Genomic DNA, 15432 nt, shown 5'->3' on the forward strand with positions numbered 1-15432 from the left:
TATGTTTATACTTTTTTGTATAATGTACAAGTAAAATGTAAGTTTTACTTCAACGCATCTCCAAACTATGTTTTATAAAACAAGAAGCTTCTAATTAGTTAACTAGAAGTTTGTTATTTATAAAAAGGAAGCTTCCTTTATAACTTACAACTCAGAACTTACTACTCATAACTCGGAAAGACCCCTATAATCCCCTCAAGGGGATAGTTTGTTTAGATCTTTATTCTGTAAATCTCGAATCTTACGTCTTATAACTTACAACTTTGAACTCAAAACCCGCGTTAGGGATAGTAGTGGAAATCCTTTTGTAGCAATCGGATTTTTTGTAATCACTTCTAATCTTCTTCTACAAAAGATTGGAACGGATAGCCCGACCGAAGGGAACGCCTATATAATTACCCTTAGCTTTATGTTTCATTAATATTTGTCCATCTGCTATAATTTTAGTACATTGAAGAATAATTTAATTTTGAATAAAATTTTATTTATTCAGCAAGAGGTTTTCTATCTCTTATATGTTGTAATCATTAGATTACTCATTCTATTCTGTTTTACACAGTTTTTATAGAAGTTTGTTTCTATATCAGGTCGTTTCAGACATAAAAATCAATTACTATCGAATGATAGTTGAGTAGTTCATATAAGTTTAATTAAAAACAATTCATGAGTTTAAAAGTAGGCATTATCGGGGCTGGACCAAGTGGTTTGGCAATGTTAAGAGCATTTGAGTCAGAAGAAAAAAAGGGTAACAAAATTCCAGAAATTAAATGTTTTGAGAAGCAAGACAACTGGGGAGGAATGTGGAACTACACTTGGCGTACAGGAGTAGGTAAATACGGAGAGCCATTGCATGGCAGTATGTATAAATATTTATGGTCGAATGGACCAAAAGAATGTTTAGAATTTGCAGATTATACATTTTCTGAACACTTTGGTCAAACAATATCTTCTTATCCACCAAGAGAAGTATTATTCGATTATATAGAAGGGAGAATTAAACAAAGTAATGCGCGAAAGTACATTCAGTTTAATACCGTTGCAAGGTGGGTAGATTATGTAGAGGATAAAAAACAATTTCGCGTTGTTTTTGATGATTTAAAGAAAAATGAAACGTTCGAAGAGTATTTCGATTATTTAATTGTCGGAACTGGACATTTTTCTACACCAAATATGCCTTATTTTAAAGGTATTGAGAATTATACAGGAGATGTAATGCATGCGCATGATTTCCGTGGAGCTGATCCATTTAGAGGTAAAGAAATTTTATTGATTGGGAGTAGTTATTCGGCAGAAGATATTGCGGTACAATGCTATAAACACGGAACTAAATCGGTCACAATTTCTTATCGTACAAATCCAATCGATTGTAAATGGCCAAATGGAATAGAAGAATTGCCTTTGGTCACACATTTTGAAGATAAGAAAGCATTTTTCAAAGACGGAACATCAAAAGAGTTTGATGCAGTGATTATGTGTACAGGTTATCAACACAAATTTCCGTTTTTACCAGATAATTTGCGTCTAAAAACAAAAAACTGTTTGTATCCAGAAGGAATGTATAAAGGTGTAATATCAGATGTTAATGCTCAATTGTTATTTTTGGGAATGCAGGATCAATATTACACATTTAATATGTTTGATGCACAAGCATGGTTTGCGCGTGATTATATTTTGGGACGAATTGATTTGCCTTCAAAAGAAGAAATTCAAAAAGATATTCAGAAATGGATTGATTATGAAAAACAATCGATTTCTGCTGATGATCATGTTGATTTTCAAACTGATTATTTGAAGGATTTGATTCATTTAACTGATTATCCTATGTTCGATTTGGATAAAGTTGCTAATATGTTCAAATCTTGGTTAAAAGATAAAGAAGAAAATATTTTGACTTATCGGGATAAAACCTATACCTCTGTTATGGACGAAACGAAAGCAGAAAAACATCACACAGCTTGGATGAAAGAGTTGGATGATAGTTTAGAACGCTATTTGGATGAAGATCCGATTGATGAAAAGCAATTAGAAAAAACAAATTATTATTAATATTAACAAAAAGACTAACAAATGTGTTGGTCTTTTTTTATTTTCAATTGTATATTTAAACATCGTTAAAAAAGAAAAGTGTTTATTTTTGACAGAGCACAACACAATATGATTTAATACAATAGAAATGGAGATTCAATATTTTTTCGAATTATTTGGTACACTTTTTTTTGGAATTTCGGGCGCTTTAGCAGCAGATGAAAAATCTGGTAACGATTGGTTTGGTGTAACCTTTATTGCTTTCCTAACTTCAATTGGAGGTGGTACAATTCGTGATATTTTACTTTCCGTTGAAATTATGTGGATAAAAGATGTGAATCTTATTTATGCGGTAGGGATTGGTGTTATTTTAGCGGCAATTTTCTATACGCCTTTACTTAAACTTCGTAAAACATTTATGCTTTTTGATACGTTAGGGATTGCTTTGTTTACAATTGTTGGTTTAGAAAAAGCTCTAAATCTTGGAATTCATCCCGTAATCGCACCTGTAATGGGAATGTTTACCGCGGTTTTTGGATCCATTATTCGCGATATGATGTTGAACGAAGTTCCGATTATTTTCAAGAAAGAAATTTATGCATTTGCATGTCTTTGCGGTGCAGTTATTTATATGATCTTATGGAAATTGGGACTTGATCGTAACATCAATTTCTTTGTTTCGGGTGGTGTGATTGTCGCAATTCGTTTGGCTGCAATCAAATACAACTTATCATTACCGAAATTCAAAAGTCATTAATTTATAGATTCGTATCTTAGCAAACTAATTTTTTATAGATGGAAATTCAATACATTTTTGAATTATTCGGAACGGTTGTGTTTGCAATTTCTGGTGCTTTAGCTGGAGATGAAAGACAAAAACACGATTGGTTTGGAATTGCTTGCTTTGCTTTTATAACGGCTGTTGGTGGCGGAACTTTACGCGATTTATTTCTTAACAGTTATCCGTTAGTTTGGATAAATGATATGAATGTCATTTACGCAGTTTTTGCTGGAATTTTATTAGCAGGATTATTTTTTAAATATTTTTCACGATTAAGAGTAACATTGATGCTTTTCGATACATTGGGAATTGCGTTATTTACAATAGTAGGTTTAGAGAAAGCACATTCTTTGGGTGCAAATGATTTTATTTCTGTGATGATGGGAATGATGACTGCTGTAATGGGTGGTATGTTGCGCGATGTTTTGATGAATAGAACGCCTACGGTTTTTGTGAAAGAAATTTATGCAATGGCATGTATCGCAGGAGGTGTGATGTATTTAATTTTTGATAATTTTGGATTAGATCGTAATATCAATTTCATCGTTTCGGGCGCTATTATCGCGGCGATTCGTATTGTAACTGTAAAATATAAGTTGTCGTTACCTAAATTTTATTAATCATGCAAAAAACACAATTTAATCAAGAAAATTGGACAGGAAGAATTGATTCTGAAGATGGAGAGTTAGGTTTAAGAATTCATCAAGTTATTTCTGATTACGATAAATTTGAAACATCATCCGTTCAACCAAAAGTACTTTTAGGATTTTGTTCAGAAGAAGGTGTTGAACGAAATAAAGGGCGAATTGGTGCGAAAAATTCGCCAGATTTGATTCGTAAAAGTTTAGCGAATTTGCCTTTACATTTTTCTGAAACTAATTTTATTTTTGATGCTGGAAATATTCACTGTGATGATAATAATTTAGAATCTGCACGAGAAGAACAAATCAATCAAGTTGATAAAATCATTCGACAAAATCATTTTCCGATTGTAATTGGAGGAGGACATGAAACAGCTTTGGGCGATTTTTTGGCTTTAGCAAAATCATACAAAAATATTGGAATCATCAATCTTGATGCACATTTTGATTTGAGAATGCCAAATCCACAATCAACTTCTGGAACGCCTTTTTACGAAATGGCTAAGTATTGCGAAGAAAATGAAATGAAGTTCAATTATATTCCAATCGGTATTCAAGAATTGGGAAATACGAAAGCATTATTTCAACGCGCTGAAAATTTAGGTGTTAATTTTATCATGGCAGATGAAGTTCATTTCAATTTGAATAAAGTGTTAGATGATTTGAAAACGATTATTCAACAATTTGATGCGCTTTATGTGTCGTTGGATATGGATGTTTTTGATGCAGCTTATGCGCCAGGTGTAAGTGCAACGACAATTAATGGTTTGGCACCTTTTCAGGTTAAATATATTTTGAAGGTTTTGATGAACTCAAACAAAGTGAAAATATTTGATTTGGTTGAATATAATTCGCTTTTTGATGTTGATAACTCCACAGCGAAACTCTCTGCACAAATGATTTACGAAGTTTTAAGACATTAATTCTGAAATATTTTACAATATTTTGTAACCTTTTTCAGTTATCTGCGTATACATATATAGTGGTGTTGATAAAATGCCAAAAGAAATTGATAATAATCATTAATAATAGGAGGGTTTTAGTTAAATGAGACAGCTTAAAATTACAAAGCAGGTAACAAATCGTGAAACTGCGTCGTTGGATAAATACTTACAAGAGATTGGTAAAGTAGATTTGATTACAGCGGAGGAGGAAGTAGAGTTAGCACAACGTATCAAAGCAGGAGATCGTGTTGCCTTAGAAAAATTAACAAAAGCAAACTTACGTTTCGTGGTATCTGTTGCGAAACAATATCAAAATCAAGGTTTAAGTTTACCAGATTTAATTAATGAAGGAAATTTAGGTTTGATTAAAGCAGCGCAACGTTTTGACGAAACGCGTGGTTTCAAATTTATCTCGTATGCGGTTTGGTGGATTCGTCAATCTATCTTACAAGCATTAGCAGAGCAATCTCGTATTGTACGTTTACCATTAAATAAAATTGGATCGATCAATAAAATTAATAAAGCCTATGCTTTATTAGAACAAGAACATGAGCGTGCCCCATCTGCAGAAGAAATTTCTGAAGTTTTGGATATGTCTGAAGGTGATGTAAAAGAGTCGATGAAAAACTCTGGTCGTCACGTCTCAATGGATGCACCATTAGTAGAAGGAGAAGATTCTAACTTATACGATGTATTAAACATTGGTGAATCTCCATCTCCAGATGTACAGTTGATGATTGAATCTTTACGTGTAGAGATTGAACGTGCATTACAAACATTAACGCCTCGTGAAGCTGATTTAATTCGTTTATACTTTGGATTAAACGGTCAACACCCAATGACGTTAGAAGAAATTGGAGAAACGTTTGATTTAACAAGAGAACGTGTTCGTCAAATTAAAGAAAAAGCAATTCGCCGTTTAAAACATACTTCAAGATCTAAGATTTTGAAAACATATATCGGACGATAAAAATAAAAAACTCCAACTAAATTTAGTTGGAGTTTTTCGTTATAATAATTTCCCGCTTAGTAAAATTGCAGCAATTGTAAAGTAGATAATCAATCCTGAAACGTCAACCAAAGTTGCAACGAAAGGCGAGGATGCTGTTGCGGGATCAAATCCAATTTTTCTCAAAATAAATGGAACTAAAGATCCAGAAAGTGTTCCCCATAAAACAATAACAATTAAAGATAAAGCGACTGTTAAAGCTACATACAACCAATATTCTCCATAACTATAAATTCCAGTTTTTTGCCAAATTAAGATTCGGATAAAACCCACAAATCCTAGAATTGCACCTAAGATTAATCCCGAAGCAAATTCTTTTTTCATTACATACCACCAATCTTTTAGCTTTAATTCGCCCAAAGCCATCGCTCGAATAATCAGGGAAGCCGCTTGAGAACCAGAATTTCCACCACTCGAAATAATCAATGGAACAAATAAAGCCAACACAACTGCTTTTTCGATTTCCTGGTCATAATAACTCATTGCAGAAGCCGTAAACATTTCGCCAATAAATAAGATAACCAGCCAACCTGCGCGCTTTTTGATTAATTCCGCAATAGGTGTTTTAGTATACGAAACATCCAATTCTTCCATCCCTCCGAATTTCTGAATATCTTCTGTATCACGCATTTTCATTCGGTCCAAGATGTCGTCGAAGGTTACAATTCCGACCAAAACATCATTTTCTGTCACAATTGGCATCGCAGAACGATCGTATTTATCAAAAACTTCTAAGGCTTCCTCTAAAGGAGTCGTCGTCTTGATTGAAACAAAATTATGATCGATCAAATCTTCAACTTTAGTATCTTCATCAGCCAAAAGAATTTCGCCAATTTTTAAATCATCAATTAATCTATTTTTTCCATCAACAATAAAAATATACGTCAACGTTTCCGCTTTTTTTCCATATTTTTTGATGTGCGCCAAAACTTGTTTTACCGTATAATGTTCTTTTACCTGAATATAATTTGGCGTCATCAAACGCGCAATCGAATCTTCTTTGTATCCAATCAAATTTAGTGCTGTAGCGCGTTCTTCAGGATTTAAAAGATTAATGGAATGTTTGATTAATTGATCTGGGAAATTTTCAAATAGTTCTGTTCGGTCATCAGGATCAAGATTGTTCAAAACTTCAGCTAAATCTTCGTCCGTCAAACTTTTTACAATTTCGTACTGAATATCGGGTTCAAAATAGGAGAATACTTCAACTTTATCATCATTCGAAAGCGAATAAAAAGCGATATTTCTTTCCTTTACGTTCAGTGCAGTCAATTGTTCGGCAATATCTGCTGGATGTTGATTAAGCATATTATTTTCCATAAATTTGTTGTTTTTATCCCAAGCTGCAAATTAAGTCTTTTTGAGATGAGAAGAAGTATAGATTGGCTACTTTTAAGCTAATTTTAATATAGAAAATCATGATGAACAAAGCTGATCAAAACCAAATGAAAGAGTATATAAAATCTATGGATGTAGATGACAGATTCGTTGGAATTTGGTCTGGAACTGATCATGGGAAATTTTTTAAAGGAGAAACAAATAGTTGGATGGTCAATAGAAAAGCTGACGGAACAATGACGGTTAACTTTAAAACGATTTATAGTGATGATCGCGTAACTTTTTCTGAAGACGAAGGCGTTTGGTGTACGATTGGTGATGAATATTATGAGTTTAGAGATTCTGATGAGATGGCAGATATTTATACTTATATTTTTATGTCAAAAGATTCGATTCATTTTATCATCAACGAAGAATTGAAAGACGAAGAACCTTATAACTTTATTGACAATAGAGTTTTCTTGGATTAAAAATAATTTTGCTGAATCATTTTTTCTGTTATATTCGTATTGAATTAATTAACACTGAAAATGAAAAAACTATTATTTACTCTCTTATTATCATCTTCTCTATTTGCGCAAGAAAAAGCGACAGATTTGTTTAATGCAAACGTTAGTTTTATTGGAATCGGAATTCAATATGAAAAAGCTTTATCCGAAAATTTCACCGCTTTAGGAACGTTAGATTATATGGGAGGTTTCAGATACAGCTATAGCGATTTTTATGGGAGTGATTTTGAGTATATTTTGACAACAAACATAGCTTTAGAAGGACGTTATTATTATAATTTTGACCGAAGACTTTCTAAAGGAAAAAACACCAAAAATAATTCTGGGAATTATATTGCTTTAAAAGGAAATTATACGCCAGATTGGTTAACAACTTCTAATAGTGATAATTTGGGTGTTAATCCGCAAGGTTCTATTACGTTAAATTATGGATTTAAACGTTCTTTTGCTCAAAACTTTTTTTACGAGTTTTATACGGGATTAGGACTTTCTCTTTATCAAGATGATAAAGTTACTTTTGATTATGAAATTCAGAATTATAAATATTATAAAAAAACAGAAACTGGAGTTGCCTTAGATTTAGGCTTTCGAGTTGGTTACAATTTCTAAAAAATATAAATCGTTGAGTTTTCAACGATTTTTTTATTTCATTACCTTTGCACCACAAAATACAAACAAACAACAAATAAGATTATGCCAATAGTAGCACCATCAATTTTAGCAGCCGATTTCGGGAATTTAGCAAAAGACATCGAAATGGTTAATAATTCTCAAGCCGAATGGTTTCATTTAGATGTAATGGACGGCGTTTTTGTTCCAAATATCTCTTACGGAATGCCAATTATTGAGAAAATAAATTCGTTAACAGACAAAGTTTTGGATGTACATTTAATGATTGTTGATCCAGATCGTTACATTTCAACTTTCAAACAAGTTGGCGCAGATATTTTGACTGTTCATTACGAAGCGTGTACACATTTACATCGTACAATTCAGGCTATAAAAGCAGAAGGAATGAAAGCAGGAGTGGCGCTTAATCCGCATACACCAGTATCTGTTTTAGAAGATGTGATTAATGATTTAGATTTGGTGTTAATTATGAGTGTTAATCCAGGTTTTGGAGGTCAAAAATTCATTGAGAATACATACAACAAAGTGTCTAAGTTGAAAAAAATGATTACAGAAGCTAATGCAAATGTTATCATCGAAATTGATGGCGGAGTTGGAGTTCAAAATGCATCAAAATTGGTAGAAGCTGGTGCAGACGCTTTAGTTGCAGGTTCGGCAGTTTTCAATGCTGAGAATCCAACAGCATATATTGCAGAATTACAAAAAGCTTAATAAAAATAGGTTAATAAATAATAAAAAAACTGAATCAGAAATGGTTCAGTTTTTTTGTTAATGTCATTCTGAATGAAGCGTTAGTGGATTGAAAAATTTTATTAGATTCCTTGAAAGCTCGTATGACTTTTTACTAATCAACTCAGCCTGACAGTAGATGTCTTCTTGAACTTGTTTCAAGATCTCATCAAGTTAATCAAACAATTTTCTCATTAAAATCTTAACTTTGTTGCATGAATTTCTCTAAAGACAACCCAAAAAAGATTTATACGATTGATGAAATCAAAGATAAAATGGCAAAATATTGTCTTTATCAAGATCGTTGTCATTGGGAAGTAGAGAAAAAACTACGTGATTTTGATTTGATTCCAGAAGCGAAAGATGAGATTCTTTTTAAGTTAATTCATTACGGGTTTCTGAATGAAGAACGTTTTGTACATAGTTTTGTTCGAGGGAAGGTTAATCAAAAAATGTGGGGAAGAAATCGTCTTCGTCAAGAATTAAAAATGCGTCAAATTGATCAAAAATTAATTGAAAAAGCGTTTAAGGAAGAAATTGATTTGGAAAAATATTGGAATAATTTATTGCACTTAACACAGAAAAAGTTCAATTTATTAGCTTCTGAGCGCGAATCTTTCAAGAAAATAAACAAAGTAAAAGCATATTTAGCGTACAAAGGTTACGAGTTTGATTTGATGAATGACGCTATCGAAACAGTGAAAACAAAAGAGTAATACAATTCATCCACGAAATTCGACAATTCGGTCAACTATTTTTAAAATTAAAAACGACTTCACTTAATTTTATTCCATAATAAATAAACACATTATGGAAAATTTAATCAAAATCATTATTTACATTCACGCATTTTTCGGAGGAATTGGTTTGGTTGCTGGAACTGCTGTTATGATCATAAAAAAAGGAAACTCGACTCACAAAAAAGTGGGGAAAATATTTTCGATTGGTATGTTAGTTAGCTCTATTCTTTCGTTAATCATTTGTGCTTTTCCAAATCACCACAATTCTTTTCTTTTAATGATTGGTGTTTTTACAATTTATATGATTTTGATCGGAAATAGAATTCTGAATTATAAACGCAAAAATTATTCGAATAATTTAGATAAAATCATTTCTGGAGCAATGTTTATCACATCTATTGTGATGATTGTTTTTGGATTACTTCCACTTTTTATAAGCAATGGAATTGGATTATTGTATTTAATTTTTGGGTTTTTAGGCGGATTTATGTCTTATCGAGATTTTATTTTTTACAAGAATCCAGAGAATTATAAAAAATGGACAATGAATCATGTTGGAAAAATGGTTGGCGCTTATATCGCTTCAGTAACAGCGTTTTTGGTTGCAGGTGCTGGATTTGGAAATAATATTTATTTTTGGATTGTACCTTCAATTATCGGAACGATTTATATTTTTTCTTGGTCAAAAAAACTAAATAAAAAAGTTGCAGTGAATTGATTATCTTTAATCGAAACACTTGTATGAAGAATCTATATATTTTTCTCTTATTCATTCTTTTTGTTCAATGCGAGCAACCGAGTAATCAATCTGCTAAAGGTTGGGAAAAGACAGATGAAATAAAAGCAGATTCTGTTTTTAAAGATGAAAATGTAAATGAAGCTATTGAACAAGCTATTTATATTGCAAAAAGTAATCATATACCAATTAGAACAATCTCTCTCTTTTTCGCAAAAGAAAAATTTTATTTGTATGTTTCTTCGGCTGGACAAGATTGTTCAATAGGGAATTATTATACATTACCAATTACTATTCAAAATACAGATTATACTATTCTTTTAGATAAAAATGAAGTATTAAATAAATATATCGATATCTCAAATTTAAATTATATTCCTTTAGATAAAGAAAAAATAACATTCTGCTGCGAGATAAAAGGTTACGCTTTTCGATTTCATAAAGATGAAGAAGGAAATTACCAATTAAGAGAGTTGGAGCATTTTTATAATTATACGGATGATTTTGTTTTAGAAGAAGATAAAAAATATTATCCTATTCAATATGATGAAATTACAGAACCAGAACCATTTATTCATCCTAATGATGTAAAATAAAAAAACGAATTTCGAAACTCGAAACTCGAAATTCGTTTATACATCAAGTTCTAATAATAAGTAAAAACCATTTTCGAATGCTTTTTTTTCTTTTTCAATAAAGCCTTTTTGTTTGTAAAAACGTAGAGCTTTTGTGTTTTTTTCATCACACTTCAATCTAATTGGATATCCAACTTTTTCGATTACTTTATTCAATAATTCTGAGCCGATTGATTGGTTATGATATTGTTCGTCTACATATAAATGATGAATAAAATTGTCAATAAGCCAAACAGAAACAAATCCAACCAATATCTCATCTACGAATGCAACTAAAATGTATTCATTTTTAGTACTTTCATCAAAGTCAGATAATTTATATCGGGAAGTATCAGTCCACAAAAAAGTTTTTTGTCTAGATTGGAGAAACAATTCTTGTAAGGCTAGATAATCATCATTTCTGCTTTCAACAATTTTAATCATATTTTTTAAGAGAATAAACTAATATTTACCTAATTCGTTTTCAAATTCTTGTAGATAATTCGCTAAATGAAAACCATCTACAAAACCATGATTTGCTTCAACCGAAACAGGCATGTACATTTTATCGTTTTGGGTATACGCTTTTCCAAAAATAATTCGCGGAATAGATTCTCCCGTTCCAAAATTACTTGGTTGCGTTAAACCTGTAAATCTCGACCAAGGAAACGTAGAATGACGAACCAAACCAATGGTAATTTCTTCGTTTTTGATGTGCAAACCAACCGAGTTTTCTACACTTTGTATTTGCTCTTGAAGTTGCGCGTTAAATGCATCAAAATCTTCGGTAAAATTCATCAACGCAAAACCAAAAGTTCCGTCTTTTCTACCAATTGTTGTTCCGCAATCTAAATGATCGTACACAAAAATTTCATCATCTTCGATACGATATTTAAACTCATTAATCTTATTTTCTGCCAACATCGAGCAATGTAAATAAATGGCGAAAAAAGACAACTTATTTGCCTTTGCAAATTTGTATGCTTTAGAACATTCAACCTCCGCAACAACTCCGACATACGGATTATCCATTTTCGAGAACATATTAAAATGCTCTATACGATTCCAACCTTCAGGATTAAATTTCTGTTTCATTGCTGCAAAGTTAAAACCTTATGATTTATATTTATCATTATAGTATTAATAAAAAAACATTTTAGGAGTTTTGCATTGTTTTAAATAAAATTTAAAAAATTGATTAATATATAATTATAAAATTTTTATTAAAGAATATATTTTTATATTTGTTAAAGAAAATAGATTATTGATTGTATCAATTTTCATGAAATTTTCCAAATTTTTTAATTACTCTCACCCTAGAAATATATACTCTCCTACCATTGTTAATTTGTTTTGATATAATTTAATATGAAAACAAAGTTTTGATTATTAATTAAATATAAATAATACTTAAATTACAATGATAAAACAACATTGGGGATACTTTATTTTTTTATTCTTTTATAGTATTACACATGCGCAAGTAGTGAACTCAGGAGATATTGATTATACAAAAGTTGCTACCATATCTAATGTCACTCGAACTGGATATACAGGATCATCATACTATTCTAGTACGACATCATTTAATCTTCGATTTGGAGTAAATTCTAATGGTACAACGGCAGCAACAGTACCTGTTCTTAAATCATTCAAATATGGTACGATAGAATATGTTCCTTATTTAAAAGGGCTTACTCCTTATGAAAATATAAAAATTTCTAGAAAAGAAAATAATGATGTAAAAAGTGCGACGAAGTTTACCGGTTTTTTTGAATATAGTAATATTAGTGGTACTACAGACAAGTTTTTTAATGCTGAATATGTTGATAATCTTGAAACATTAATTAATAGTTATACATTAAATAGAGGGGTTGATAATATTTTTTCAAATTTCAATTCGAGTACGATGAATAATATTGAAAGAATTGATCTTATTCGAAATAGCGGAATGGAAGTACCAACTGGGGTTAGTCTTAATAAAGTTGGTGTTTTGATTTTAGAAAGAGGAGGTAATGATGATTATCGACTTGCTGCTATTACCAAATTGGATACAAATGGTAATGTAAGTGGTTTAGGAAGTTTAATTGCTCGGGCTAGAGGTAAATTTGGAGCTTTAGGAAAGAGTGTACTGTCGACTGTTTTTATGAATTCTAGCACAGTTTCTCCAGACCCCATAAAACCTAATCAAGATTTAACATCACAAAATATAGCAGGAGATTTTATTGATCTTGAAACATTAGGGCTTACACCAGGACAAGTGATTTATGGGATAGCTGTTTTTCCGAATGACGTTACATCAGCTATGGATCTTATTGGTTTATCAAATGTTCCAATTAATACAAATGGAGATAGTGATGGTGGAGGTCTTGACCTTATGGGAGGAGGAGGTTTCGCCATTGTGAGTACAACTGCTATTGTATCACTTAGTGGTAATGTCTACAGAGATATGATTAATAATAATATAGTAGATGGTGTTGGAATAGGAACAGCTAGTGGATCTCAGTTATATGCTTATCTAATCAACTCTTCTAATAAAGTTATTTTTAAACAAATAGTTAACACAAATGGTAGCTATTTGTTTTCTTCAATTTTAATAGATACAAGTGAAGATTATTCGGTAGCAATTGATTCTCGAAATTTAAGTATTAATGACGTATATCCTTCTGCTTATTCACTTCCAACAGGATGGGTTTCTATGGGGCAAACTTACGGAACAAATAATGGTTTAGGATCAGGAAACGATAGTAATACAACACTTAAAGTTCCGGTTAGATTTCTTACTTCGACTCCTTTTATTACTAATGTTAATTTTGGAATAAATCTTCATTGTTCAAAACCTGGAGATTTTACTACTGGCGGAAATCCTACAAATGTTGGTATTACCAATCAAACAAAACTTCCTAATTGGCCAGAAGCTATTCCCAATGCGTTTATCACATTAGAGTCAAAAGCTGACGGTTTAGTTCTGACGAGAGTTCAAAGTTCTACAGCTATAGTAAGTCCTAAGAAAGGTATGCTAATTTATGATGTAAATGCTGCATGTGTAAAATTATACAACGGGAATATTTGGAATTGTATTCAACGAAGTTGTAATGATTAATATCTAAATTTCAATAAATAGTTTTAAAATGAAAAAAATAATATACATTTTTATTTGTATAATCACAAGTTACGTAAACGCTCAAGTATATATTGGAACTAATAATGTAGTAGCTAATGAAAGTACACTTCTTTTTTTCGAAGGAAATACAACGAGTGATTTAACAAATGATGTGACAACAACTAATAGTAAAGGTATTATTCTTCCAGCAGTTGCAACTACACCTACTTATAATGTTGTAACTCCTACTACTAATAATCCTAATAATGGGACATTTATTTTTGATCGAACATCAAAAATGATAAAAATGTTTGAAAATGGTTATTGGAAAAACATATCTAATTCTGTCGGTAGCGATCTAAAACTATATGATAATAGTAGTGCAGAATTAGGAAAAGGAGTTATAATAGGAGAGCAAACAACCAATGCAAAAGGTGTTTTAGTTTTAGAATCTACGTCTAAGTCTTTAATTTTACCACAAATACAAAACCCACACATAACTGTTAAAAGTCCTTATGCAGGGATGATATGTTATGATACAGTGAGTAATACATTTGCTAGTTTTGATGGGGTGAGTTGGAATTATTGGCGATAATAAAATATCAAAACTATTTTCTTTTATAAATTCATCTAACTTATAAAACTCTATCTATTGTAGGTCAAATTTATGATTGTTAGTATTTAATAAATATTAACTTGACTTTATAGGATTCAATTTTCAACACTAAATTTCTGTTTCATCATTACAAATTTAAATACATTTTCACTAAATTGGTTTGTTAGTATGACTATTACCTAACATCATAAAAAATGAATAATGTGAATCTTAATTTATTCTCTGAAGTTGAATTGAAAGAAGAATTACTTTCAACATCTCAGCAGTTAAATTTTCCTTCTGCTACAGAAATTGTAAAGCCAGGTCAATATATAAAGGTTGTTCCTTATGTACTTTCTGGTGTAATTAAAGTATTGCGTATAAATGAAAACGGAGATGAATTATTTCTTTACTACATAAGAAAAGGCGAATCGTGTGCAGAATCTATAGCCAAAAGTATTTTGAATACAACTACTAATATTAAGGCAATTGTAGAAGAAGATGTAGAATTGCTAGCCATACCAACAGAAAAAGTGAACCAATGGTTTGTTAAATTTCCAAGTTGGCAATTGTTCGTTGTTAAAATGTTAAATCAACGCTACGAAGAACTTTCTCATACTTTAGATAACATTGCATTATCCAAAGTTTCTTTGCAAAGTCTTTATTTTAGAGGGTTGGTTACTCATTTTATAGCAGTTAGTACAACATAAGTACAACAATTGGAAAAGTATGTTTTAAGTCTTTGTTGAGATTAGATTTTGAGCCATAAAAAACGAAACTTTAACATTTGATCTGGGCTTAAAAATGCGAAATTCGAGCATATAAACCGACTTTATTTAACTGAGCAGTACAATTCATCAACTGATATTCTGCCAATTTGGAACAATAATAGTCCCTTGATGCTTTGGCATATCCATTTTGAAGCAACAATTCATTCAAACATTCGCCTGATTCCAGGATTACATAACCTAATTACCTATGATAAAAATCGTAGGCATTTTTTATTTCTGTAAGTATGGTTACTCTATCTCCAACACC

General features: G+C 31.2%; 18 protein-coding genes. 14 read left to right on the forward strand and 4 right to left on the reverse strand.

Going from position 1 to position 15432, the window contains the following annotated elements; all coding sequences use genetic code 11:
* Positions 1-663 precede the first annotated feature (663 nt).
* From N5D90_RS16380 to N5D90_RS16400, 5 genes are all read left to right on the forward strand, one after another.
* Positions 664-2046: an NAD(P)/FAD-dependent oxidoreductase gene (locus N5D90_RS16380; protein ID WP_280063354.1), complete on the forward strand. Its 1383-nt coding sequence runs from the start codon at positions 664-666 to the stop codon at positions 2044-2046.
* Between the two features lie 127 nt (positions 2047-2173).
* Positions 2174-2782: a trimeric intracellular cation channel family protein gene (locus N5D90_RS16385; RefSeq protein ID WP_114997845.1), complete on the forward strand. Its 609-nt coding sequence runs from the start codon at positions 2174-2176 to the stop codon at positions 2780-2782.
* Positions 2783-2820: 38 nt separating this feature from the next.
* Positions 2821-3426 carry a trimeric intracellular cation channel family protein gene (locus N5D90_RS16390; protein ID WP_280063355.1) on the forward strand — a complete coding sequence of 202 codons (606 nt, stop codon included), beginning with the start codon at positions 2821-2823 and terminating at the stop codon, positions 3424-3426.
* Between the two features lie 2 nt (positions 3427-3428).
* Entirely contained in the window at positions 3429-4370 is a 942-nt protein-coding gene (gene hutG, locus N5D90_RS16395; RefSeq protein ID WP_280063357.1) for a formimidoylglutamase, read from the forward strand.
* A 124-nt stretch (positions 4371-4494) separates the two neighbouring features.
* The gene (locus N5D90_RS16400; protein ID WP_019975176.1) at positions 4495-5361 is read left to right on the forward strand and encodes an RNA polymerase sigma factor RpoD/SigA; all 867 of its coding nucleotides are present in this window, start codon (positions 4495-4497) and stop codon (positions 5359-5361) included.
* A gap of 39 nt (positions 5362-5400) precedes the next feature.
* On the opposite strand, the gene mgtE is transcribed toward N5D90_RS16400, so the two are convergent.
* Positions 5401-6720: a magnesium transporter gene (gene mgtE, locus N5D90_RS16405; protein ID WP_114997840.1), complete on the reverse strand. Its 1320-nt coding sequence runs from the start codon at positions 6718-6720 to the stop codon at positions 5401-5403.
* Between the two features lie 98 nt (positions 6721-6818).
* Between mgtE and N5D90_RS16410 the strand changes: the two genes are divergently transcribed.
* The 6 genes from N5D90_RS16410 (at position 6819) to N5D90_RS16435 (ending at position 10678) form a co-directional block, all read left to right on the forward strand.
* Positions 6819-7208, forward strand: a complete 390-nt coding sequence (locus N5D90_RS16410; protein ID WP_038332499.1) for a hypothetical protein — start codon at positions 6819-6821, stop codon at positions 7206-7208.
* 60 nt (positions 7209-7268) lie between these two features.
* Positions 7269-7856, forward strand: coding sequence for a hypothetical protein (locus N5D90_RS16415; protein WP_280063360.1), 588 nt, complete (start codon positions 7269-7271; stop codon positions 7854-7856).
* Positions 7857-7940: 84 nt separating this feature from the next.
* Positions 7941-8588 carry a ribulose-phosphate 3-epimerase gene (rpe, locus tag N5D90_RS16420; RefSeq protein WP_114997831.1) on the forward strand — a complete coding sequence of 216 codons (648 nt, stop codon included), beginning with the start codon at positions 7941-7943 and terminating at the stop codon, positions 8586-8588.
* Positions 8589-8821: 233 nt separating this feature from the next.
* The gene (locus N5D90_RS16425) at positions 8822-9322 is read left to right on the forward strand and encodes a regulatory protein RecX (protein WP_280063361.1); all 501 of its coding nucleotides are present in this window, start codon (positions 8822-8824) and stop codon (positions 9320-9322) included.
* Positions 9323-9416: 94 nt separating this feature from the next.
* Positions 9417-10064 (forward strand): hypothetical protein, encoded by a 648-nt coding sequence (locus N5D90_RS16430; RefSeq protein WP_280063362.1) that lies wholly within the window; start codon positions 9417-9419, stop codon positions 10062-10064.
* Positions 10065-10087: 23 nt separating this feature from the next.
* Complete coding sequence (locus N5D90_RS16435) at positions 10088-10678, forward strand: hypothetical protein (RefSeq protein ID WP_280063363.1); 591 nt, start codon at positions 10088-10090, stop codon at positions 10676-10678.
* 36 nt (positions 10679-10714) lie between these two features.
* Here N5D90_RS16435 and N5D90_RS16440 read toward each other — a convergent pair whose 3' ends face one another.
* The gene (locus N5D90_RS16440) at positions 10715-11140 is read right to left on the reverse strand and encodes a GNAT family N-acetyltransferase (RefSeq protein ID WP_280063364.1); all 426 of its coding nucleotides are present in this window, start codon (positions 11138-11140) and stop codon (positions 10715-10717) included.
* An 18-nt stretch (positions 11141-11158) separates the two neighbouring features.
* Positions 11159-11791, reverse strand: a complete 633-nt coding sequence (locus N5D90_RS16445) for a CatA-like O-acetyltransferase (RefSeq protein WP_280063365.1) — start codon at positions 11789-11791, stop codon at positions 11159-11161.
* 814 nt (positions 11792-12605) lie between these two features.
* Here N5D90_RS16445 and N5D90_RS16450 point away from each other — a divergent pair.
* The 3 genes from N5D90_RS16450 to N5D90_RS16460 all read left to right on the forward strand — a co-directional run bounded on the left by N5D90_RS16450 (position 12606) and on the right by N5D90_RS16460 (position 15104).
* On the forward strand, positions 12606-13799 hold the full coding sequence (locus tag N5D90_RS16450; RefSeq protein WP_280063367.1) for a hypothetical protein: 1194 nt from the start codon (positions 12606-12608) through the stop codon (positions 13797-13799).
* 28 nt (positions 13800-13827) lie between these two features.
* Positions 13828-14394: a hypothetical protein gene (locus tag N5D90_RS16455; RefSeq protein WP_038332516.1), complete on the forward strand. Its 567-nt coding sequence runs from the start codon at positions 13828-13830 to the stop codon at positions 14392-14394.
* Between the two features lie 215 nt (positions 14395-14609).
* Complete coding sequence (locus tag N5D90_RS16460; RefSeq protein ID WP_280063368.1) at positions 14610-15104, forward strand: Crp/Fnr family transcriptional regulator; 495 nt, start codon at positions 14610-14612, stop codon at positions 15102-15104.
* Between the two features lie 88 nt (positions 15105-15192).
* Here N5D90_RS16460 and N5D90_RS17145 read toward each other — a convergent pair whose 3' ends face one another.
* Positions 15193-15354: a hypothetical protein gene (locus N5D90_RS17145; RefSeq protein WP_353619268.1), complete on the reverse strand. Its 162-nt coding sequence runs from the start codon at positions 15352-15354 to the stop codon at positions 15193-15195.
* Positions 15355-15432: the final 78 nt, after the last annotated feature.

Origin of the sequence: Empedobacter sp. GD03797 (assembly GCF_029842105.1) — a bacterium.
In the GTDB taxonomy this organism is placed as follows: Bacteria; Bacteroidota; Bacteroidia; order Flavobacteriales; family Weeksellaceae; genus Empedobacter; species Empedobacter falsenii_C.